Raw genomic sequence first — 21,698 nt, 5'->3', positions numbered from 1 at the left:
CCGACATGAAGATGGGCTGGCCTACGCCAGCCTCACCACCTGTATCGGAGGTCATGATGCTACGCATCGCTAACCTGAGCAAAACTTACCGCGCCGGCGATAACGCGCTGAAAAACGTCAGCCTGGAGGTGCCTGCCGGGCAGATTATCGGGCTGATTGGTCCCTCTGGCGCGGGTAAATCGACGCTGATTCGCTGCATCAACCGTTTGGTCGAACCCAGCGACGGCCGTATTTTTCTGAAAAATGAAGAGATTACCGACATTTCGCGTACCCGGCTGCGGATTTTGCGTCGGCGTATCGGCATGATTTTTCAGGAATATGCGTTGGTCGAACGGCTTACCGTGATGGAAAACGTACTATCCGGCCGCTTGGGATATGTGCCCTTCTGGCGCAGCTTTTTCCGCCGTTATCCGCCGCAGGATGTGGCGAATGCGTTTGCGCTGCTGGAACGGGTGGGGCTGTCAGAACATGTCGACAAGCGCGCCGACGCCCTGTCAGGCGGTCAGCGCCAGCGCGTCGGCATCGCCCGCGCATTGGCGCAAGATCCTGAGCTGCTGCTGATCGACGAACCGACGGCATCGCTCGATCCTAAAACGTCCCGGCAGATTATGCGGCTGATTAGCGAGATTTGCCGGGAACGCGGGCTGCCGGCCATCATCAATATTCATGATGTGGTTCTTGCGCAGAATTTCGTCGAACGGATCATCGGCCTGCGCGCCGGAGAGATTGTCTTTGACGGATCGCCCGATCGGCTGGACAACAGCGCGCTGACGCACATTTACGGTGAAGAAGACTGGGCGGCGATGCGCCAGCAGGCGAAGGATGACGCAGCCGGGGAACCTTCGGCCCATATGGATCTTCCTGCCGGAAAAATGGTCGAGAGCCTGTAATGACTACCACAACTCACCCCACTACCTGGCGGCGGCCGCCCCGCTTTATCCGCAATAGAACCGTGCGCGGATTCGCCTATAGCGGATGCGCGCTCTACCTGTTGGCCGCGCTCTCCTCCATGGAAGTGAACTGGCGGCGCGTCTGGGAAGGTGTTGACCGGGGCTGGCGCTTCTTGCAGGGATTCCTGCAACCGGATTTCGTTTCACGCTGGCGCGATATTCTTCCCGGCCTTCAGGAAAGCCTGACCATGACGGTATGCGCGACGATTGTCGGTATTCTGCTTTCGATTCCGATTGGGGTAGGCGCCGCACGCAACCTGACGCCGATGCCGATCTATATGATTTGCCGCAGCATTATCGCCGTTTCGCGCGCCTTTCAGGAAATCATCATCGCCATCCTGCTGGTGGCCATGTTTGGTTTCGGCCCGTTCGCCGGATTCCTGACGTTGGCGTTCGCCACTATCGGTTTTATCGCCAAACTGCTGGCGGAAGATATTGAAGAAACCGACGCCGCGCAGATCGAAGCGATCCGATCGACCGGCGCGTCATGGCCGCAACTGCTGAACTATGCGGTGCAACCGCAGGTGATGCCGCGGCTGATCGGGCTTTCGCTCTATCGGTTCGATATCAATTTCCGCGAATCCGCCGTCATCGGCATTGTCGGCGCCGGGGGCATCGGCGCTACGCTGAATACGGCAATCGACCGCTACGAATATGATAGCGCCAGCGCCATCCTGATCATCATCATCGCCATCGTTATGGCGGCGGAATACTTTTCCAGTCTTATCCGCAAACGGATCCAATAATGTCAGACTTCAAGACGAAAACACCGTCCCCCGAATGGCGTCATCAGACAACCGGCGCGGAACTGCTGCAATGGGCGGGTTGGCTGGCGCTTACCGCCTTCTTCCTCTTTTGCTGGCAGTTAATGACCCAAGATACCATTTGGTCATTTGTCTACGACGCGCCGGCCCAGGGCGAGGATATTCTGGCGCGCGCGTTCCCTCCGCGCTGGTCATATTTGCCGCAGTTGCTTATTCCGCTGTGGGATACGCTGAATATGGCGACGCTCGGCACCCTGGGCGGCACCCTTATCGCCGTGCCCATCGCTTTTCTGGCGGCGCGCAACACCACCCCGGCGGCAGCGTTTATTCGCCCTATCGCGCTGTTGATCATCGTCTCGTCACGCTCCATCAACTCATTGATCTGGGCGCTGCTGCTGGTTTCGATACTCGGTCCCGGCATGATGGCCGGAACTATCGCCATCGCGCTGCGTTCCATTGGTTTTATTGGAAAACTGCTGTATGAAGCGATCGAAGAGATAGATGAAACGCAGGTCGAAGCCGTTATGGCGACCGGCGCCAGTCAGCTACAGGTCATTGACTACGCCATTGTCCCGCAGATTCTGCCCAGTCTGTTTGGCATTACCGTATTCCGCTGGGACATCAATATCCGCGAATCCGCCATTCTCGGCCTGGTGGGAGCCGGCGGCCTTGGCCTTAACCTTCAATCTTCGCTCAATATGCTGGCATGGCCGCAAATCACGATAATATTTCTGGTGATTCTGCTGACCGTCGTGGTGTCGGAATGGGTGTCGGCGGTGGTAAGAAAGGCCATAACCTGAACGGACGAAGCCTGAGGCGAAAAAAAAGCCAGCGGAAAGTTTCGCTGGCTGGTGAAATAGCACCATTACTCAGAATGTTTGTCTACCCGGAACCTGGTGTTATATCCAGTGGCGGTACTCTTCTTCCGACATATCTTCTATTTGCCACTGCGTAGCCTGCTGCAATAGTTCGATTCGCTGCCGCGCGGACACGCCGCGCAACCATTTGGCTTTGGTCGTAGAAAGATAGGTCTGATAGAACCGATACAATGATGAAACTTTCATAATCCACCTCCCCGCTTTCATTGAATGAAAGTATCAACGTAATATAAGGAAAGATAAATTGATGACTTTAGCGCCGGGAGTTCCTCTTTTATGTCTTCATCTCGTCTGCAACAACAGTTCATTCGCCTGTGGCAGCGCTATCAAGGGCAGACCACCGAAACGACGCTGCAAGAGCTGGCTGGGGTATTAAGCTGTTCTCGCCGCCATATCCGCTCGCTGCTCGGCGCCATGCAAAAACAAGGGTGGCTTATCTGGCAGGCGGAGGCCGGTCGGAGTAAGCGCTCACAACTGACCTTTATTTACACCGGGCTGGCGCTGCAGCAGCAGCGGGCCGAAGATCTGCTGGAGCAGGACCGCATCGACCAACTGGTACAACTGGTGGGCGATAAGGAAACCGTACGGCAGATGCTGCTTTCGCATCTTGGCCGCAGCTTTCGTCAGGGCAAACATATCCTGCGTATTCTTTATTATCGCCCGCTGCGCAATCTGCTGCCGGGCTCGGCGCTGCGCCGTTCGGAAATGCATATTGCCCGCCAGATATTCAGCGCGCTGACCAACATAAATGAGGAAAACGGGGAACTAAAACCCGATTTAGCCCATCACTGGCAAATGTTGTCGCCGCTGCACTGGCGGTTTTATCTGCGCCCTTCCATTCGTTTTCACCACGGACGGGAACTCACTATGGCGGATGTCATCACCTCGCTTACCCGGCTCACCGAATTCCCGCTGTTTTCGCATATTGAGAAGGTGACTTCCCCTATGCCGTTTGTGATTGATGTCCGCCTGAGCAGCCCCGACGACTGGTTGCCCTGGCTGCTCGGCAGCGTTCCGGCGATGATTCTGCCTGAGGAGTGGCGAACCCTGCCCGATTTCGCCAGGCAGCCTATCGGAACCGGTCCTTACGCGGTAACGCGCAACAACGATAATCAATTAAAAATCAAAGCGTTCGATGACTATTTCGGCTATCGGGCGCTGATTGACGAGGTCAACATCTGGGTTATTCCCGACGCAACCGAGATGTATCCCTGCTCCTTGCATCTGGAATCGGATGATTCATCTCATAACCAGTTGGAAAGCCGCATGGAGGAAGGCTGCTATTTCCTGCTGTTTGACACCCGCTCGGCGCAGGCTAGCCGGCTGGAGGTGCGCCGCTGGCTGTGCCAGATATTCAATCCGATCGCCCTGCTCCGTCATACGGATGTTTCGCATCAGCGCGACTGGTCGCCAGCCTACGGCCTGCTCCCGCGCTGGCATCACCGCGGCCATGTCGACGCCCAGGAGAAGCCCCAGGATCTGCGGCGCATTACCCTGACGCTCTACCGGGAACACCCTGAATATCAGGTAATTGGCGACCTTATGAAAAAGGTGCTGGCGGAACAAGGCGTGCAGCTCGAGTTACAGAGGGTCAGTTACGAAGAGTGGTATCGGGGCGAAGCGGAAAGCGATATCTGGCTGTGCAGCAACAACTGCTACCTGCCGCTGGAGTTCTCGCTGTTCGCCATATTTTACGAGCAACCGCTGATCCAGCATTGCCTTAATGAAGATCTGCATGAGGACGCCGGCCTGTGGCGCAGCAAAGCGCTGCCGATAGCGGAATGGAGTGAAAAACTTATCGGCAGTTGTCAGTTACATCCGCTGTTTCACAACTGGCTGCAACTTCAGGGGCAACGCAGTATGCGAGGCATCCGTATGAACACCCTGGGGTGGTTTGACTTTAAGTCCGCCTGGTTCGCGCCGCCGGAAAACTAAGCGTCTCACTTTCGCCGCCTGCCATAAGTCTTTACAATAGGGGCGTTCTCAACGGGGTGCGGAAAACGTTTAACGCCTACGCGACACGTTTTTCGCTGAGAAAATACCCGTCGAACCTGATCCGGTTAATACCGGCGAAGGGATTTGGGAGTGTTTATCGCTGACTCAAAGACCTTTGCCACCCTATGATGACAGGAGTGCAAAGTGTTAAATATCACATTACTCAAACAACCGTTATTCAAACGTTCAGCGTCAATCCTGCAAAAAATCCTTCCCTGCCTGTTGCTGGTGTCGGCTTCCTCATTCGCCAAACCGGCGCTTACGGTTTACACCTATGATTCTTTCGCTTCCGAATGGGGGCCTGGGCCGGTTATTAAAACGGCGTTTGAAAAAGAGTGCGGCTGCGAGCTGAATTTTGTCGCCCTGGAAGACGGCGCCTCGCTGCTGAACCGTCTGCGAATGGAAGGGAAGAACAGCAAAGCGGATATCATTCTGGGGTTGGATAACAACCTGTTGCAGGCGGCGGAACAGACCGGATTATTCGCCAAACACAATCTGGATGCCAAAGCCGTCGTTGATGTCCCCGGCGGCTGGGACAATACGACGTTCGTTCCCTATGACTATGGCTACTTCGCATTCGTCTATGACAAAAACCGCCTGAAAAATCCGCCCAAAAGCCTGCATGAACTGGTCGACAGTACGGAGCCGTGGAAAATAATTTATCAGGATCCGCGCACCAGCACGCCGGGATTAGGGCTGCTGCTATGGATGCAGAAAGTATATGGCGACCAGGCTCCGCAGGCATGGCAAAAACTGGCTAAAAAAACGGTTACCGTGACCAAAGGCTGGAGCGAAGCCTATGGATTATTCCTGAAAGGCGAGGCCGATCTGGTGCTCAGCTACACCACATCTCCGGCATACCACATCATTGAAGAGAAGAAAGACAACTACGCCGCGGCAAACTTTAGCGAAGGACATTATCTGCAAATCGAAGTCGCCGGGCAGTTGGCGACCAGCAAAAATCCGGCGCTGGCGCAACGCTTTATGCAGTTCATCCTGACGCCCGCCTTCCAACAGGCGATCCCGACCACCAACTGGATGTATCCGGCGATCAAAACCGATCTGCCGGCCGGATTCGCCAGTCTCGCCCTTCCTGAGAAAACCTTGCAATACAGCGCGCAGCAGGTTGCGGAACAGAGAAATAACTGGATCCAGGCATGGCAACAAGCCGTCAGCCGTTAAGCGCCGGAAGTTTGTGGCCGGGATTGCTGGCCACCCTACTGTTGATCGCGGTAGCTGCGCTGGCCTTCGGCGCATTGTGGCTACAGGCGCCGGAGAACCAGTGGCGAATGCTCTGGCATGACGGCTATCTGTGGCATGTTATCCGTTTTACTTTCTGGCAGGCGTTTTTGTCCGCCCTGCTGTCCACCATGCCGGCGATTTTCCTTGCCAGGGCGCTTTACCGCAGACGCTTTCCCGGTCATCGCCTGCTATTGCGCTTATGCGCCATGACGCTGGTGCTGCCGGTTCTGGTGGCGGTTTTCGGCCTGTTGAGCATATATGGCCGTCAGGGATGGCTGGCGCATCTGCTGGGGATCTTTGGCCTGCCATACCATTTTTCACCCTATGGGCTGCAGGGCATTCTGCTGGCGCATATTTTTTTCAACCTGCCGCTGGCGACCCGCCTGCTGCTGCAATCGCTGGAAAACATCGCCACCGAACAGCGTCAGTTGGCGGCCCAACTGGGGATGAACGGCTGGCAGCATTTTCGTATTGTCGAATGGCCCTGGCTGCGCAGGCAGATCCCGCCGGTCGCCGCGCTTATTTTCATGCTCTGTTTCGCCAGCTTTGCCACCGTGCTATCGCTGGGCGGCGGACCGCGGGCGACCACCATCGAACTGGCGATCTACCAGGCGCTGAGCTTTGATTACGACCCGTCGCGCGCCGCGTTGCTGGCGCTGATTCAGATGACGTGCTGTCTTGGGCTGGTGCTGCTGAGCCAGCGGCTAGGCCGAGTGCTGCCGGTCGGCAGCACTCAGCAACTGGCGTGGCGCAACCCGCAGGACAGCCTGTTCAGCCGGGTATGCGATACGCTGCTGATCGGCGCGGCATTACTGCTGATCGTGCCGCCGTTGCTGGCCGTCGTGGTAGACGGCGTCAACCGGTCTCTGTTCACGGTACTGCAACAGCCGGCGCTATGGAAAACCTTGTTTACCTCGCTGCGTATCGCGTTGGCGGCGGGCGTTATTTGCATCATCCTGACGATGATGCTGCTATGGAGCAGCCGGGAACTCAAGCTACGCCGCCAGCAGTTCTATGGTCAGTTGATGAACCTGAGCGGAATGCTGATCCTCGCCATGCCCGGCATTGTGCTGGCAACCGGTTTTTTCCTGTTGCTGAACAATACCGTGGGGTTGCCGGAATCGCCTTATGGGCTGGTGGTGATGACCAACGCGCTGATGGCGATCCCCTATGCGCTCAAAATACTGGAAAATCCCATGCTGGATGTCGCCGAACGCTATAATCGACTCTGCCTGTCGCTGGATCTACGCGGCTGGCAACGGCTGAAAATTATTGAGCTGCAAGCGCTGAAACAGCCGCTGGCCCAGGCGCTGGCGTTTGCCAGCGTGCTGTCCATCGGCGACTTTGGCGTTATCGCGCTATTCGGCAATGAGCAGTTCCGCACCTTGCCTTTTTACCTTTATCAGCAAATTGGAGCCTATCGCAGCGTCGATGGTGCCGTTACCGCACTGTTACTGATGCTGCTCTGCTTCACGCTGTTCACCCTGATTGAAAAACTGGCGGATCGCGATGATCTTTCTCGATAAACTGACCTATCTCTATCAAGATTTTCCCATGCGTTTTGATTTACGGGTCGAGCCTGGGGAACGCGTGGCGATTCTCGGCCCCAGCGGCGCGGGAAAAAGCACGCTCCTGAATCTGATAGCCGGTTTTCTGATGGCCGATAGCGGTGAATTGCGTCTGAACGGGAAAAATCACCGCGATACTCCGCCATCCAAGCGGCCGGTATCCATTCTGTTTCAGGAAAACAATCTCTTCCCCCATTTGACCATCGAGAAGAATATCGCGCTAGGGCTGAACCCCGGCCTGCGGCTTAATGACGAACAGCGGGAAACGCTGATAAAAATTGCCGATCGGGTCGGGTTAACCGAGCTGCTCCATCGCCTGCCGTCTCAGGTTTCAGGCGGTCAGCGGCAGCGCGCCGCGCTGGCCCGCTGTCTTGTTCGCCGTCAGCCTATTTTGCTGCTGGATGAACCGTTTTCCGCGCTCGATCCGGCCTTGCGCCAGGAGATGCTGCAACTGCTGGAAAAGGTCTGCGACGAACGTCGGCTCACGCTGCTGATGGTGTCGCACAATCTGGATGATGCGGAGTACATCGCCGACCGGGCGGTGACCGTTAATGAGGGCTGCATTATCGACAATCGCCCGCTGAATCAATCCGTTCGCCCGCGATAATAGACTATACTCTCAATAATTCGGGTTGCAGGAAGGCGGCCTGCGCGCACGCAACTTGAAGTATGGCGCGTCACTTCTGATTTTCGTTTGAATACGCGCCAAAAAGATAATCGAGAATTCAGAATGAAATAAAAACGCTATTTTTTGATATCAGCAAACCACACTCCACACCATATTGTGATCTATCCGGTTATTCTGGCAAAAACTTTAAATTGATGCGTGAAACACAACAAAAAATAAAATATGCTAACAAATAATCAATATAGGTAATCATGATTATCACCTGACATAATCATGAGATCATCATCACAAATAGCAGTAACAAAACCGCCGTCTTTAATTGGAAATAATAAGAACGTTTTTGATTTTATTCGTTATACCCAATAGATTTCACGATGCAGGACAAATCGTTGCCGTATTGAACAGAGCGAAGCATCAGTCCTTTACGAACCAGGCTCTGGATGGGGCGAGCGATAAAACCAACGCCGCTGCAACTTGCAACATAACGGGTATAAATCCATATTTCTAACCCTATTTTTCTATTGTCACATAGCAGCTAAAGCGATATCAATGTTGGCAGCAGAATAAATTATCACATAAAGTAAAATATCATTAACAAAAATTAAACATATTACTTTGATAGAGATTGATAATAAAAGATCTGTTTTTCTCTGATGTTATCTCTATTAGCAATAGCAAACATCAAATAATTAGCGTGCTATTGTTAATTTCCGCCCGAAATAAAGGGCAATCAGTTAACAGAATCGCCATCAATACGTTTGTTATCAATCTCAATCAAAGTCACCAATTTGATACGGAATATATTTCTCTCGGCATCCAATGCCGTAGAGGTGGAAGCAAAAGCCCAGGCAAGAGTACGCGATGCGTCAGTAGTCAGGTATTAGGCTCGTGGGTTCTTGCCGCCTTATTCAGGGAAAGCCCCTGGCAGATATATTGCTTAATTGGAGACCACCATGACCGTTGCACAAATTGATGATCTTGATTCCTTGGTTGCCCGGGTGAAAAAGGCCCAACTTATCTATGCCGATTATACGCAGGAGCAGGTGGATAACATCTTCCACGCCGCCGCGCTTGCCGCCGCCGCCGCCCGCATTCCGCTGGCGAAAATGGCAGTGGAAGAATCGGGTATGGGCGTAGTGGAAGATAAAGTGATTAAGAACCACTTCGCATCCGAATACATCTACAATACCTATAAAAACGAGAAAACCTGCGGCATCCTGTCTGAAGACGACGCCTACGGCACGATCAGGATCGCGGCTCCCGTCGGTCTGATCTGCGGCATCGTGCCTACCACCAATCCAACCTCTACCGCGATTTTCAAAGCGCTCATCAGCCTGAAAACGCGTAACGGCATTATCTTTTCGCCGCACCCGCGCGCGAAAAACTCCACCAACAAGGCGGTGGAAATCGTCCTGAAAGCGGCGATCGCCGCCGGCGCTCCGGAAGATATCATCGGCTGGATTACCGAACCGACCATTGAACTGACCAACCAGTTGATGCACCACCCCGACATCAACATGATTCTCGCCACCGGCGGACCAGGAATGGTCAAAGCCGCCTATAGCTCCGGCAAACCGGCGTTAGGCGTCGGTCCCGGCAACACGCCGGTAGTGGTGGATGAAAGCGCCGACGTCAAACGCTTCATCGCCTCTATTCTGATGTCAAAAACCTTCGATAACGGCATGATCTGTTCATCCGAACAATCCGCCATCGTCGTCAAGAGTATTTATGACGACGTTCGCGCCAACTTCCTCGATCAGGGCGGCTATATTCTGCAAGGCGATGAGCTGGCGGCCGTAGGAAGTGTCCTGAGAAAGAACGGCGGGTTAAATGCAGCTATCGTTGGCCAGTCCGCGGTGAAAATTGCCGAAATGGCCGGGATCAGCGTCCCACCGGATACCAAAGTGCTGATCGGCGAGGTTACCAAGGCGGACGAAACCGAACCTTTCGCGCACGAAAAACTGTCTCCCACGCTGGCGCTATACCGGGCGCAGAATTTTAGCGAGGCGGTCGATATCGCTGAAAAACTGCTCAATATGGAGGGTATCGGCCACACCAGCTGCTTGTATACCGATCAGGATAATCATGCCCATCGGGTGCTGTATTTCGGCGAACGGATGAAAACCTCCCGCGTGCTGATCAACTCGCCGACCTCTTACGGCGGTATTGGCGATCTGTACAACTTCAAGCTGGTGCCATCGCTGACGCTGGGCTGCGGCTCCTGGGGCGGCAACTCCGTCTCGGAAAACGTGGGGCCCAAGCATCTTCTCAATGTGAAAACCGTAGCCAAGCGAGCGGAAAATATGTTGTGGCATAAACTTCCAAAATCCATTTATTTCCGGCGCGGCTCGCTTCCCGTCGCGCTGGCAGAAGTCGTGCGCGACGGCGCCAAACGCGTCTTTATCGTGACCGACCGCTTCCTGTTCAATAATGGTTATGCCGATCAGGTGATCTCGCGTCTGAAACAACAGGGCGTCGCCACTGAAGTGTTCTTTGAAGTAGAGGCGGACCCGACGCTAAGCATTGTCCGCAAGGGAACCGAGCAGGTTAATGCGTTCAACCCTGACGTCATTATCGCGCTGGGCGGCGGTTCGCCGATGGATGCCGCCAAGCTGATGTGGGTTATGTATGAACATCCGGAAACCCGCTTCGAAGATCTGGCGCTGCGCTTTATGGACATCCGCAAACGTGTCCACACGTTCCCGAAAATGGGGATAAAAGCGCGGATGATCTGCATTCCCACCACCTCAGGCACCGGTTCCGAAGTCACGCCGTTTGCGGTGGTGACCGACGATGCCTCCGGAGTGAAATATCCGCTGGCGGACTATGCGCTAACCCCGGATATGGCGATCGTGGACGCCGATCTGGTCATGAGTATGCCTAAATCGCTGTGCGCATTCGGTGGCCTGGATGCGATCACTCACGCAACGGAAGCCTATGTGTCGGTGCTGGCCAATGAATTCAGCGACGGCCAGGCACTGCAGGCGCTGAAACTGCTGCATGGCTATCTGGTCGCCAGCTATCAGGAAGGGGCAAAAAATCCGGTTGCCCGCGAACGGGTTCACAACGCGGCGTCCATCGCCGGCATCGCTTTCGCCAATGCCTTCCTGGGCGTGTGCCATTCCATGGCGCATAAGCTGGGTTCCGAATTCCATATTCCGCACGGACTGGCCAACGCCATGCTGATCTGTAATGTCATTCGCTATAACGCGACCGATAAACCGACCAAGCAGACGACATTCAGCCAATACGGCTATCCGCAGGCTCGCAAACGCTACGCGGAAATTGCTGATTATCTTGCCCTCAGCGCTCCTGGCGACGACGTGGGACAGAAAATCGACAAACTGCTGGCCTGGCTGGAAGAAACCAAAGCGGCGCTGGACGTTCCAGCCAGCATTCGCGATTTCGGCGTGCAGGAAGCGGATTTTCTGGCCAAGGTCGATAAGCTGTCCGAAGACGCGTTCGACGACCAGTGTACCGGAGCCAACCCGCGTTATCCGCTGATCTCCGAACTGAAGCAGATCCTGTTGGATACCTACTACGGCCGCGCCTATAGCAATACCCCCGCCGCATCTAAGCAGGCCGATGGGCCTAAAGCCACCACCAATGGCAAAAAGGGGAAAGCAAAGAACTGACGACGACCAAGTAGGCTGACCGCTAACCCTGGAGGGCTCACATGCTGAAAAAGCATTGAGCCCTCGTCCGGCGAATACGGCAGGAATGGACAGACGCCAATCAGTCTGGATATTCATGCCGTTCCGTCTTACTGCAAATTCCAGCCGCAAGATGAGGAATATATTTACCCGCCAGCGCCGTCCAATCGGCTTCCAGCCAAAGTAAAAACCCGCCTACGCCTCGTTTGAGAACTTGCCTATTCCGATCTTTTTCCCTCTGACAGGTAACGGGAAATACTCAGATTCGCCTCAGCTTCCGGACGCCACGTGCGGATCTTCAAAGAAATAATCCTGCACCGTCTCCGGTTTATTTTTAATGGCGCCGACCTGATGCAGGAACTGGCCAAGCTGCAGCGTATTGCGCGGCGTAACGGTAAACTTCGTCTCCGGGCTCTTGAGAATGCTGAGCAACAGTTGACGATCGATTTTAGACTTTGTGATGTTGATAAAGGCGTCGGCCGCCGCATCAGGATTGTTGGCGGCAAGATCCGCCGCTTCCGCAATGGCGTTCACGAAAGCGCGATAGGTGCGGGGGTTTTCCTTGCGGAACTTTTCCGTGGAATACAGCACCACTGGAGAAGAGGGGCCGCCGGAAACATCGTAGGAGTTAAGCACGATGTGCGCATTGGGGTTGCCGGCCAGTTCCTGTTCCTGGAACGGCGCATTGCCGAAATGCGCCGTGATTTCCGTACCGCCGCTAATAATGGCGGCGGTCGCGTCCGGATGGGGCACGGCTACCTGTAACTTATCGAGACGGTTATATTCCTTATCCCCCATAGCTTTGCGGACGCCTGTTGCAGGAAACGCGATTGCACCGATACGCTGATGGCCGGCACGGCAATACGGTCTTTATCGGTAAAATCGGCAATGGTTTTTATATTTGGGTTAGTGCTGATCAGATAGTAAGGGAAATTCCCAGTCGCCACGACGGCGCGGACATTCTGACGGCCCTTGGTGCGATCCCAGATGGTAAACAAAGGCCCGATTCCGGCGCCGGCAATGTCAACCGAACCGGAGAGCAGCGCGTCATTCACGGCCGAGCCGCCGGAAAGTTGCAGATATTCCACCTTGATATCCAGCCCTTCGGCCTTGCCGTGCTTTTCAATCAGCTTATTTTCCTGCGCGACATTCAACAACAGGTAGACAATGCCAAACTGCTGGGCGATACGTAAATGCCCCTCCGCCTGCGCATACGCCGGCATTCCCAGCCCGACAAGCAGCAGGCTGAACGCCGTGGCGATACTCAATACCTTATTATGTAAACGCTTAGCCGGATTAACGGTATTATTGCTGTTGTTTTTCATGGACAGTACCTGTTAACGAAAGTTAAATAATAATTTAATCAGCCCTGTTTTCTTCTGCGTCGGTAACGACTAAGAAGGAAATTGCTTTTCCGGAAAATGAAAATAATGAGATACTCATTTTATCGTAATAACGCCATACGGCAGGAGACGGTTATTCCCCGTGGCATAGACTACCGATATCAGGAAGAGAATAAATAACTCACCGCTTATTAATAAATAGCATTTTGGAATAAGCTATGCGTATCCGGCGATCATAAAAATAACTTTTATTTTTCTAATGAATTTAGTTATAAAAACCCATTACATTAACCATGATGATTCAATTCAGCCTGAACAATCGTCCCGCCATATCGGAAAATCGCGTAAGCGGCAGAAAAAAAACAAACTTAAACAATTGATTTTAAATCAATAAAAATACCAACACTATTGCAAGCGCCGACAAGACAATAAAGTGCAACCCCGATCACATTTAATATCACACGCATCTATTTCTATTTTTTGATTTTACTTATCTATATTTTATTGTTAACCACACTTTTTATGCATGTATAGTCAATTTCTAATAGCCTGCTATTCATCCTTCATTGGGAAAATAAACAGGCATCAAATCATATGCAGCCGGAAAACAGGTAATAAACACAAGCAACATAATAGCAATCAACATGCTATAGGCCGCGTAATATTAAAGTTTGGTAATCAAGCCGGTTATCATCGTCGTTTATTCCTGTTCGCTTACCGTTAAGAACAGGAGAATATAAATCAGAAAAAGAATGGACATTAAAAAACACCTAACAGTAAAAATATCACGCGGCGATAGGCATGACGCCGACGCCACGTATCTTGTTCCCTGGCGCGACAACCAAACCGTGCTTGATGTGGTGACGGAGATTCAGCAACGTATCGACCCCTCTCTGGCCTATCGTTTTTCATGCCGGGTCGGCGTTTGCGGCTCCTGCGCCATGATGGTCAATGGTTCTCCCCGCTGGGCCTGCCGCACGCACGTCAGCCGCATCGAAAAACAGGGCGTGCTGCATCTGGCGCCGTTGAGGAATCTGCCGCGCATCAAAGACCTGGTGGTGGATATGCGCGAATTCTTTGCTAAATGGCAAGCGGCGGGCGGCGATTTTCACGCCTCAACCACGCGGACCGAGGCGCCGGCCCGCGTCGATCCGCAAAGCGCGCCGCGCCAGCGCGCCAGTGAAGCCATCGAGTGCATCAACTGCGCTATCTGCTATGCCGCCTGCGATGTTGTGGCATGGGATAAGAGTTATCTCGGCCCGGCGGCGCTTAACCGCGCCTGGACGCAGATTAACGATGAACGGCACGCCAACAGAAGTTACGTTAAAAAACGGGTTGGATCGGCGGGCGGCATCAGCGCCTGCCATACCGAGGGGAATTGCATACAGTGCTGTCCTATCGGCCTTAGCCCCACTCGCAGCATCGCCGGTCTGAAAAAAGTCACCTTGTTCCAGTGGTTCCTAAAGGAGTAGCCATGGAACGGTTCCTATTCATACTACAGCGCCTCACCACCCTGTTGCTGATCCCCTTTGTGCTCATCCACCTTGGGGTGATGATCTACGCCGTACATCACGGCCTGAGCGCCTCGGCGATTTTGGGCAGAACGCAGGGAAGCTGGGGCTGGATTTTTTTCTATTCCGGCTTCGTCATTTGCGCCGCCCTCCACGCGCTGGCCGGCGTACGCAGCGTGCTGATCGAATGGGCCGGACTTACCTACCGCCGCGCGGGCTGGGTTAGCCTGAGCTTTAGTCTGCTGCTGTTGTTGTTGGGCATCCGCGCGGTAATCGCCGTTGGAGGCGTAGCGACATGATAAAAATACAGTCTTTTCATCATCATAAATCCTGGCTGGCTTTTGTCGGACACCGCCTGTCCGGGCTGTTGCTCGCCCTGTTTTTGCCGGTTCACTTTCTGGTGCTGGGTCTGGCGCTGGAAAGCGAGGCGCAGTTGGAACGATTTATCCGGTTCAGCGATAACCCGCTGGTGAAAGCCGCCGAATGGGGGCTGGTGATGCTGCTTAGCCTGCATTTTTGCTTCGGCCTGCGTCTGCTGGCGCTGGAGTGCCTGGACTGGAGCAGTATCCGGGCCACGCGCCTTAACTGGCTCGGCTGGGGAAGCGCGTTTTCCCTCGCCGTCGGCGCGGCGTTTCTTCTGGGAGTGCTCTGAGTATGCAAATTGAGTCGCTGAAAACCGATATCCTGATTCTGGGCTCCGGCGGCGCGGGTCTGTTTGCCGCGCTGCATGCCAGACAGGCCGCCCCGGAGCTGGAAGTCATCGTCGCCACCAAAGGGCTGCTGGGGAAAAGCGGCTGTACCCGCATGGTACAGGGAGGTTATAACGTGGCGCTGGCGGCAGGCGACTCCGTAGAACGCCACTTTATGGATACCATCAACGGCGGCAAATGGCTGCCGCGCCAGGATCTGGTATGGCGTCTGGTCGAAGGCGCCGTTGAACGCGTCCAGGAACTGGAGAATGAGCTGGGCTGTTTTTTCGACCGTAATCCCGACGGCACGCTGCATCAAAAAGCGTTCGCCGGTCAGACGTTTGATCGCACCGTACACAAATCGGATCTGACGGGCATTGAGATCATTAACCGTCTGATGGAACAGGTGCGGGTCGCCGGCGTACGGGAGTTGGAAGAACACCGGGCGATAGAACTGATCCCGGCATCGGACGGTTCGGGCATCGCCGGCGTACTGTTTATCGATATACGCCGCGGCGCCTACCGTTTTATTCAGGCGAAGGCGGTGTTGCTTGCCACCGGCGCCGGCCCCACCATGTACCGTTACCACACGCCTTCCGGCGAAAAAGCCTGTGACGGGCTGGCGATGGCGCTGCGCTATGGTCTGAAGCTGCGCGACATGGAAATGGTGCAGTTCCATCCAACCGGGCTGCTCGGCGGCCCGGATACCCGAATGACGGGAACGGTGCTTGAAGAAGGCTTGCGCGGCGCGGGCGGCTATCTGCTCAACGGCCTGGGCGAACGTTTTATGCAGCGCTACGATGCGCGCGGGGAGCGCGCCACGCGTGATGTGGTCAGCCGCGGCATTTACGCGGAAATGCGCGCGGGGCGAACCGGCCCGATGGGCGGCGTATTTATTCAGATGAAGCACCTGGGAGAGGATGCGGTTCGCCGAACCTTCCCCGGCATGGTCAACCGCTGCGCCGACTGCGGTTTCGACCTGGCCGGAGGCAGCGTCGAAATCGTCCCCACGGCCCATTATCTGATGGGCGGCATCGAATTCGAGGCCGATTGCTCCACGGCGGTTCCCGGTCTTTATGTCGCGGGAGAAGACAGCGGCGGCGTGCACGGCGCTAATCGTTTAGGCGGCAACGGCGTCGCCTGCTCGACGGTTTTCGGCGGCATTGCCGGCGAATCCATGGCCGCGCGGGTAAAACGGGGGGCAAGCTGGCGCGCGCCGGAACAAGCGAGTATCGATCGCGCGATTGCCCGCGTCGAAGCGCCCTTTTCCCGCCCGGCCGGCGCGTTGACCCCGTTGCGCGACGCGTTGGCGGAAACCATGTGGAACGACATTGGCGTGTTGCGCACCCATGCCGGGATCCGGCGCGGCCTCGACGCGCTCGACGATCATACCGCCGAAATGGCCGGCATCGGCGTTCGCGACGGTTTGCGCCAGTATAATCTGAGCTGGCACGACTGGCTGAATCTCGACAGCCAGCTTCTTATTTCACGCGTTATCGCCACTGCGGCGCTGGCCCGCAACGATAGCCGCGGCGCCCACTTCCGGGAAGACTTCCCTGAAACCGGCGATCTCAACCATACCCGCTACACCAGTATTCAGGCATCCGGCGACGGCGCTCATCTGTCGCTGGAGATGGTGCCGGTTTCATTTACCAGGGTAAAACCGGGACAGTCGCTGCTGAGCGAAACGCCCGCCGATGCGCGCCAGAGAGCGCCCGCAGGACAGGAGGCATCGTAATGACTATCGCCATCGAACGCATTGAAGCCGCCGCGGGCGAAATAATGAAACGCGCGGCGATTGATATCCCGCCGGATTACCGGCAAAGAATCCAGGCGATGCGGCGCACGGAAAGCAGTCAGCTATCGCGTTTCGTACTGGACACCATGATCGAAAACTGGCAAGCGGCGGGGCAGGATCGGCGCCCCATGTGCGCCGATACCGGGCTTCCCCGTTACTACATCAAAGTGGGCAACGAGGCCAGCGTAGAGAGCGGTTTTATCGGCGTGGAGCGGGCCGTCCGCCGGGCCACCGCGCAAGCGACCCAAACCATCCCGCTGCGGCCCAACCGCGTGCACCCGCTGTGGCGGACCGAGCATAACAATAACGTCGGGATCAACGCGCCGGAAATTGAGTGGTCGTTTGAACCTGACGCGGACTGGATCGAAATAACCACCGTGCATAAGGGGGGATTATTCGGCTCCGACTATCGCATGTTGTTCCCCGGCGACGGAATTAACGGCATTAAGCGTTTTGTGCTGGATACGCTTATCGCCTTCGGCAAACGGGGGCTTGCCTGTCAGCCCGCCATCGTGGGCATCGGCATCGGCGGCTCGAAAGATACCTGTATGCAACTGGGCAAGCAGGCGGCCTGCCTGCGCATTATCGGCGATCGCAATCCCGATCCGCGCATCGCCGAACTGGAGCTGGAACTGCAAACGCTCGCTAATACGCTGGGCATTGGAGCGATGGGCTTTAGCGGTTCGTCGATGGCGGCGGATTGCCATATCGAAGTCGGCTACACCCATACCGGCGGGATGCCGGTCAGCGTCCATACCTTCTGTCTGGCTTCGCGCCGCGCAACGGCGCGTATTCACGCCAGCGGCGCGATAAGCTATCGCACCAATCCTTTATGGTTCACCCCCTACATGCGCCGGGAGACGGTTGAATGGCCGGAAAATACGACGATCTGAATATTGTTTATCTGACATTGCCGGTTTCCGACCGGGATCTCGCCAGTCTGACCCCAGGTACCGTGGTTTACCTGAGCGGCGCGGTCTATACGGCGCGCGAAGGCGTCTATAACCGGATATTGACCGAAGGCCGCTCGCTGCCGGTCGATCTGCCGGCCATCAGCCGCGTCAATTTCCACTGTTCGCCCGCCGCCGCGCCGGATGCGGCGGGCGGTTACCAGATCGGCGCCGTAACGGCGACCGCCAGCTTCCGTTTCGCTAAATGGATGGCCGCCTGGATCAAACTCAGCGGCAGCAACATTATCCTGGGGAAAGGCGGCATGCCGCTGGAGCAATATCGGCAGGTGCTGGCGCCGGCAGGGGCGGTCTACCTGACCACGGTGGGCTACGGCACCGGCGCGCTGCTGGGACGAGGGATAAAACGCGTTATCGACGTTTTCTGGCTTGAAGAGCTCGGCATCGCCCAGGCCTTGTGGCTGTTCGAAACGGAGGCGTTCGGTCCCTTTATCGTCGAAAGCGATCTGCACGGCAACTCGCTGTTTGACCAACAAAACCAGATTATCAACGCCGGACTCGCCTCTCTTTATCACGGACTACCGCCGCCCATACTGCACCGCTACGGCGAATCCGACGATCGCAAAGAAGAACTGATGTGATAGCAAATGTGAGCCGCCGCCGATTTTTATCTTTTTAATACATTGGGGCTTGTTCCCTGTCGGTTAAACGTGTTTAGATAATGCCGTTTACACCCAAACTTGATAAAGGTACTCCGTGAGACACGCCTCTTCCACTTCAGCACTACTAAGCACCGCGCACGTTGACGCGGTCGTCGTCGTGCGCGTGGTCGTCGTGGTGGTCGTCGGCAACGCGCCGTAACGGGTCCGAATCAAGATAAGATTCCCAAACCCCGCCGGCGCAAGCCGAGCGGGGTTTCTTGTTTCTGCCTTCCCCGCTCCGAAACCCGCACCGGCCCCGATGAAGGATACGATCATGCGCTATACAGGAGCTCAGCTGATTATCCGGCTGATTGAACAACAGGGCATCACAACCGTGGCAGGTATTCCCGGCGGCGCCGCTCTGCCGCTTTACGACGCGCTCGGCCAAAGTAAAACCATCCGTCATGTACTGGCTCGCCATGAGCAGGGCGCCGGTTTCATGGCGCAGGGTATGGCGCGAGCCAGCGGACGCGCCGCGGTGTGTCTGGCATCCAGCGGACCTGGCGCCACCAACCTGTTGACCGCTATCGCCGATGCCAAACTCGACTCCATTCCGCTGGTTTGCATCACCGGGCAAGTGTCCTCCTGCATGATCGGCACCGACGCCTTTCAGGAAGTGGATACCTATGGCATTTCCATACCGGTAACCAAGCACAACTATCTGGTCAGGGATATCAGGGAATTGCCGCGCGTTATTCCCGAGGCGTTTCGCATCGCCCAGTCTGGCCGCCCCGGTCCGGTATGGATTGATATTCCCAAAGATGTGCAGACCGCAGAAATCGAATTGGATGAACTTCCGCCGATAAGAGAGAACACGCCCCCGCCGGCTATCGATCGGCAGAAAATCGAGCAGGCCGCCGCCATGATCAACGCGGCCCGGCGTCCGGTACTCTATCTGGGCGGCGGCGTCATCAACGCGTCGGCGCACCAGCAGGCGATCCAGTTAGCGGAACGCGCCAGTTTGCCCACCACCATGACGCTGATGGCATTAGGCGCCATGCCGGCCGATCATCCGCTGTCGCTGGGTATGCTGGGCATGCACGCGGCACGATCAACCAATCTGATCCTGCAACAGGCGGATTTGTTAATTGTGCTGGGCGCGCGCTTTGACGATCGCGCAATCGGCAAGGCCGAGCAGTTCTGTCCGCAGGCCGGCATTATTCATATAGATATCGATCCGGCTGAATTGGGCAAAATCAGGCAGCCTCACGTGGCCTTGAACGCGGACGTCGCACAGGCGCTGGAGCAACTGCTGCCGCTGATCGAACCGCGCCGGCGCGGCGTCTGGCTTGATGCGGTCAATGCGCTACAGCGCGAGTTTCCTTTCAATATGCCGGACGCGGACAACCCGCTGAGCCACTACGGGCTGATACGGGCCGCCGCTCAGGCGCTGAGCGATGACGCCATTATCGCCACCGACGTCGGACAGCATCAGATGTGGGTCGCACAGTCGTACCCATTGCGCAGGCCGCGCCAGTGGCTGACCTCCGGCGGATTGGGCACCATGGGATTCGGTCTGCCCGCCGCCATCGGCGCGGCGCTGGCCGAACCTGAACGCACCGTGATTTGCTTTTCCGGCGACGGCAGCCTGATGATGAATATTCAGGAAATGGCGACCGCCGCGGAAGCCGGACTGAACGTTAAAATCATCCTGATGAACAACCAGTCTCTTGGCCTGGTGCACCAACAGCAGGAGCTGTTCTTCCAGCAGCGTATCTTTGCGGCCGATTATCCTTACCGCACCAACTTTTTGGCTATCGCCGCCGGCTTCGGCTTCGCCACCTGCGATCTGAACGCCGCGGAAGATCCTTGCGCGGCGCTCTCCGCAGCGTTGAACCGCCCTGGTCCGGCGTTGATCCATGTGCTCATTGACGCGAATGAAAAAGTTTATCCGATGGTGCCGCCGGGCGCCGCCAACATCGATATGATTGGAGACTAATACCATGCCGAATCAATCTACTTCAAACCAGGTGACGCTGGAACTCTCGGTGCGCAACCATCCCGGCGTGATGTCCCACGTGTGCGGATTATTTGCCCGCCGCGCATTTAACGTCGAAGGGATCTTATGTATGCCGCTGGCGAGCGGCGACGAAAGCCGGATCTGGCTGCTGGTGCAAAACGATCGGCGCCTGCAACAGATGATCAGTCAGGTGGAAAAACTGGAGGATGTTCTTCAGGTACGCCGTCACGGCGATGAAATGCGAATCTTCGAGCAGGTAGCGGAGTTTTACCGCTAGCGGGATACGAACGAGAGGAGCGAGCGATATTCCCGCCCTCTCGTTGGATATCACCCATTCAGCACCTGCCACAACAGATGGCGATAAACCGGCATTAACGGATGCTGTATCAGCAGTATCAGGCTGACTCCCGCCGCCGTCAGCGACAGCGGCGCAACCCAGCGTAAACGATGCATCGGCAGCCGCCGGCTGAACCAGTCGCTTTTCTTGCGCTTATCGCCCCGCCACCAGCGCCAGCACAGCCACGCCGCACTCCACGCCAGCAACGCCGCCGTCAGCAGCAGCCATTTGAAACCGGCGCTATTGGTTGCGGCGGGAATATCAATGGCGACGCCGGCCAGTATGCCGGGCAAAAAGTACAGCGGCGGCCAGGTCAGGCTGCCGATAATGTTCGGTAACGCGAATTTATAGGGCGGCAGTTCCAGCATGCCGGCAACCATCGGGATCAGCGGACGCGTCGGGCCGACAAAGCGGCCAATCAGCACCGTTGCGATATGATGCTGATGCAGCGCATGCTCCGTCTTGCGCAGCATCGTCTGATGTTTTTTCAGGAAAGACCATTGATGCAGCCGCGTCTTAAAGCTCCGGCCGATAAAGTAAGAGATCCAGTCGCCCAGCAGACAGCCGATAATTCCCACGCCCCACGCCGGATACAGCCCCAGTTTGCCGCTGCCGATCAATGCCCCCAGCGTCGCCATCATCAGCGTCCCCGGCAGCAATAGTCCCACGACCGCAAGAGACTCCAGAAAAGCGACCAGCATGACCGCGATCAGCGCATAGGTTAATGATTGCGTCACCAGATGATCCAGCCATGCTTCCATAGATTCCTGCCC

19 protein-coding genes, 1 pseudogene and 1 riboswitch are annotated in these 21,698 nt (G+C 55.9%); of the genes and pseudogenes, 17 read left to right on the top strand and 3 right to left on the bottom strand.

Features of this window, described 5'->3' with window-relative positions; genetic code table 11:
- Positions 1–53: 53 nt before the first annotated feature.
- The 3 genes from phnC to phnE (HC231_RS03490) are packed head-to-tail and all read left to right on the top strand — an operon-like array spanning position 54 to position 2,514.
- Positions 54–890, top strand: coding sequence for a phosphonate ABC transporter ATP-binding protein (gene phnC / locus HC231_RS03500; RefSeq protein ID WP_208229747.1), 837 nt, complete (start codon positions 54–56; stop codon positions 888–890).
- Positions 890–1,696, top strand: coding sequence for a phosphonate ABC transporter, permease protein PhnE (phnE, locus tag HC231_RS03495; protein ID WP_208229746.1), 807 nt, complete (start codon positions 890–892; stop codon positions 1,694–1,696). The genes phnC and phnE (HC231_RS03495) overlap by 1 nt, the downstream gene beginning before the upstream one ends.
- A complete protein-coding gene (gene phnE, locus HC231_RS03490) occupies positions 1,696–2,514 on the top strand; it encodes a phosphonate ABC transporter, permease protein PhnE (protein ID WP_208229745.1) in 819 nt (272 codons plus the stop codon). Before phnE (HC231_RS03495) ends, phnE (HC231_RS03490) begins: the two co-directional genes overlap by 1 nt.
- A 99-nt stretch (positions 2,515–2,613) precedes the next feature.
- On the opposite strand, the gene sgrT is transcribed toward phnE (HC231_RS03490), so the two are convergent.
- Entirely contained in the window at positions 2,614–2,778 is a 165-nt protein-coding gene (sgrT, locus tag HC231_RS03485; protein WP_208229744.1) for a glucose uptake inhibitor SgrT, read from the bottom strand.
- A 90-nt stretch (positions 2,779–2,868) separates the two neighbouring features.
- Here sgrT and sgrR point away from each other — a divergent pair, with 90 nt between their 5' ends.
- The 5 genes from sgrR (at position 2,869) to adhE (ending at position 11,660) form a co-directional block, all read left to right on the top strand.
- Positions 2,869–4,527 (top strand): HTH-type transcriptional regulator SgrR, encoded by a 1,659-nt coding sequence (sgrR, locus tag HC231_RS03480; protein WP_208229743.1) that lies wholly within the window; start codon positions 2,869–2,871, stop codon positions 4,525–4,527.
- A 42-nt stretch (positions 4,528–4,569) separates the two neighbouring features.
- Positions 4,570–4,688, top strand: a riboswitch (TPP riboswitch).
- A gap of 94 nt (positions 4,689–4,782) precedes the next feature.
- Entirely contained in the window at positions 4,783–5,769 is a 987-nt protein-coding gene (thiB, locus tag HC231_RS03475; protein ID WP_208231204.1) for a thiamine ABC transporter substrate binding subunit, read from the top strand.
- On the top strand, positions 5,745–7,355 hold the full coding sequence (gene thiP, locus HC231_RS03470) for a thiamine/thiamine pyrophosphate ABC transporter permease ThiP (RefSeq protein ID WP_208229742.1): 1,611 nt from the start codon (positions 5,745–5,747) through the stop codon (positions 7,353–7,355). Before thiB ends, thiP begins: the two co-directional genes overlap by 25 nt.
- Positions 7,339–8,004, top strand: a complete 666-nt coding sequence (gene thiQ / locus HC231_RS03465; RefSeq protein WP_208229741.1) for a thiamine ABC transporter ATP-binding protein ThiQ — start codon at positions 7,339–7,341, stop codon at positions 8,002–8,004. Before thiP ends, thiQ begins: the two co-directional genes overlap by 17 nt.
- 974 nt (positions 8,005–8,978) lie before the next feature.
- Positions 8,979–11,660 carry a bifunctional acetaldehyde-CoA/alcohol dehydrogenase gene (adhE, locus tag HC231_RS03460; protein WP_208229740.1) on the top strand — a complete coding sequence of 894 codons (2,682 nt, stop codon included), beginning with the start codon at positions 8,979–8,981 and terminating at the stop codon, positions 11,658–11,660.
- 288 nt (positions 11,661–11,948) lie between these two features.
- Here adhE and HC231_RS03455 read toward each other — a convergent pair.
- Positions 11,949–12,901 (bottom strand): annotated as a pseudogene (locus tag HC231_RS03455) (ABC transporter substrate-binding protein).
- Positions 12,902–13,773: 872 nt separating this feature from the next.
- Here HC231_RS03455 and HC231_RS03450 point away from each other — a divergent pair.
- The 9 genes from HC231_RS03450 to ilvN all read left to right on the top strand — a co-directional run bounded on the left by HC231_RS03450 (position 13,774) and on the right by ilvN (position 20,865).
- Positions 13,774–14,493, top strand: a complete 720-nt coding sequence (locus HC231_RS03450) for a succinate dehydrogenase/fumarate reductase iron-sulfur subunit (RefSeq protein ID WP_208229739.1) — start codon at positions 13,774–13,776, stop codon at positions 14,491–14,493.
- 2 nt (positions 14,494–14,495) lie between these two features.
- On the top strand, positions 14,496–14,831 hold the full coding sequence (locus HC231_RS03445) for a succinate dehydrogenase/fumarate reductase transmembrane subunit (RefSeq protein ID WP_208229738.1): 336 nt from the start codon (positions 14,496–14,498) through the stop codon (positions 14,829–14,831).
- Positions 14,828–15,184 carry a succinate dehydrogenase, cytochrome b556 subunit gene (sdhC, locus tag HC231_RS03440; RefSeq protein ID WP_208229737.1) on the top strand — a complete coding sequence of 119 codons (357 nt, stop codon included), beginning with the start codon at positions 14,828–14,830 and terminating at the stop codon, positions 15,182–15,184. Before HC231_RS03445 ends, sdhC begins: the two co-directional genes overlap by 4 nt.
- Positions 15,185–15,186: 2 nt before the next feature.
- A complete protein-coding gene (locus HC231_RS03435) occupies positions 15,187–16,959 on the top strand; it encodes an L-aspartate oxidase (protein WP_208229736.1) in 1,773 nt (590 codons plus the stop codon).
- On the top strand, positions 16,959–17,912 hold the full coding sequence (locus HC231_RS03430) for a fumarate hydratase (RefSeq protein WP_208229735.1): 954 nt from the start codon (positions 16,959–16,961) through the stop codon (positions 17,910–17,912). The genes HC231_RS03435 and HC231_RS03430 overlap by 1 nt, the downstream gene beginning before the upstream one ends.
- Positions 17,888–18,568 (top strand): fumarate hydratase C-terminal domain-containing protein, encoded by a 681-nt coding sequence (locus HC231_RS03425; protein WP_208229734.1) that lies wholly within the window; start codon positions 17,888–17,890, stop codon positions 18,566–18,568. Before HC231_RS03430 ends, HC231_RS03425 begins: the two co-directional genes overlap by 25 nt.
- Before the next feature lie 115 nt (positions 18,569–18,683).
- Complete coding sequence (locus tag HC231_RS24300; protein ID WP_208229733.1) at positions 18,684–18,788, top strand: ilvB operon leader peptide IvbL; 105 nt, start codon at positions 18,684–18,686, stop codon at positions 18,786–18,788.
- A gap of 114 nt (positions 18,789–18,902) precedes the next feature.
- Entirely contained in the window at positions 18,903–20,567 is a 1,665-nt protein-coding gene (ilvB, locus tag HC231_RS03415; RefSeq protein WP_208229732.1) for an acetolactate synthase large subunit, read from the top strand.
- A gap of 4 nt (positions 20,568–20,571) precedes the next feature.
- Entirely contained in the window at positions 20,572–20,865 is a 294-nt protein-coding gene (ilvN, locus tag HC231_RS03410; protein WP_208229731.1) for an acetolactate synthase small subunit, read from the top strand.
- 50 nt (positions 20,866–20,915) lie between these two features.
- On the opposite strand, the gene HC231_RS03405 is transcribed toward ilvN, so the two are convergent.
- A complete protein-coding gene (locus HC231_RS03405) occupies positions 20,916–21,686 on the bottom strand; it encodes a DedA family protein (RefSeq protein WP_208231203.1) in 771 nt (256 codons plus the stop codon).
- Positions 21,687–21,698: the final 12 nt, after the last annotated feature.

The organism is Brenneria izadpanahii, assembly GCF_017569925.1.
Classification (GTDB): Bacteria; Pseudomonadota; Gammaproteobacteria; order Enterobacterales; family Enterobacteriaceae; genus Brenneria; species Brenneria izadpanahii.
This window is presented reverse-complemented; position numbering and strand designations above follow the sequence as displayed.

What these genes read in the sequence shown, in the direction of transcription:
- phnC (WP_208229747.1), top strand. Translation starts at nt 54, where the DNA reads ATGATGCTACGCATCGCTAACCTGAGCAAAACTTACCGCGCCGGCGAT.
- phnE (WP_208229746.1), top strand. Translation starts at nt 890, where the DNA reads ATGACTACCACAACTCACCCCACTACCTGGCGGCGGCCGCCCCGCTTT.
- phnE (WP_208229745.1), top strand. Translation starts at nt 1,696, where the DNA reads ATGTCAGACTTCAAGACGAAAACACCGTCCCCCGAATGGCGTCATCAG.
- sgrT (WP_208229744.1), bottom strand. Translation starts at nt 2,778, where the DNA reads ATGAAAGTTTCATCATTGTATCGGTTCTATCAGACCTATCTTTCTACG.
- sgrR (WP_208229743.1), top strand. Translation starts at nt 2,869, where the DNA reads ATGTCTTCATCTCGTCTGCAACAACAGTTCATTCGCCTGTGGCAGCGC.
- thiP (WP_208229742.1), top strand. Translation starts at nt 5,745, where the DNA reads ATGGCAACAAGCCGTCAGCCGTTAAGCGCCGGAAGTTTGTGGCCGGGA.
- thiQ (WP_208229741.1), top strand. Translation starts at nt 7,339, where the DNA reads ATGATCTTTCTCGATAAACTGACCTATCTCTATCAAGATTTTCCCATG.
- adhE (WP_208229740.1), top strand. Translation starts at nt 8,979, where the DNA reads ATGACCGTTGCACAAATTGATGATCTTGATTCCTTGGTTGCCCGGGTG.
- HC231_RS03450 (WP_208229739.1), top strand. Translation starts at nt 13,774, where the DNA reads ATGGACATTAAAAAACACCTAACAGTAAAAATATCACGCGGCGATAGG.
- HC231_RS03445 (WP_208229738.1), top strand. Translation starts at nt 14,496, where the DNA reads ATGGAACGGTTCCTATTCATACTACAGCGCCTCACCACCCTGTTGCTG.
- sdhC (WP_208229737.1), top strand. Translation starts at nt 14,828, where the DNA reads ATGATAAAAATACAGTCTTTTCATCATCATAAATCCTGGCTGGCTTTT.
- HC231_RS03435 (WP_208229736.1), top strand. Translation starts at nt 15,187, where the DNA reads ATGCAAATTGAGTCGCTGAAAACCGATATCCTGATTCTGGGCTCCGGC.
- HC231_RS03430 (WP_208229735.1), top strand. Translation starts at nt 16,959, where the DNA reads ATGACTATCGCCATCGAACGCATTGAAGCCGCCGCGGGCGAAATAATG.
- HC231_RS03425 (WP_208229734.1), top strand. Translation starts at nt 17,888, where the DNA reads ATGGCCGGAAAATACGACGATCTGAATATTGTTTATCTGACATTGCCG.
- ilvB (WP_208229732.1), top strand. Translation starts at nt 18,903, where the DNA reads ATGCGCTATACAGGAGCTCAGCTGATTATCCGGCTGATTGAACAACAG.
- ilvN (WP_208229731.1), top strand. Translation starts at nt 20,572, where the DNA reads ATGCCGAATCAATCTACTTCAAACCAGGTGACGCTGGAACTCTCGGTG.
- HC231_RS03405 (WP_208231203.1), bottom strand. Translation starts at nt 21,686, where the DNA reads ATGGAAGCATGGCTGGATCATCTGGTGACGCAATCATTAACCTATGCG.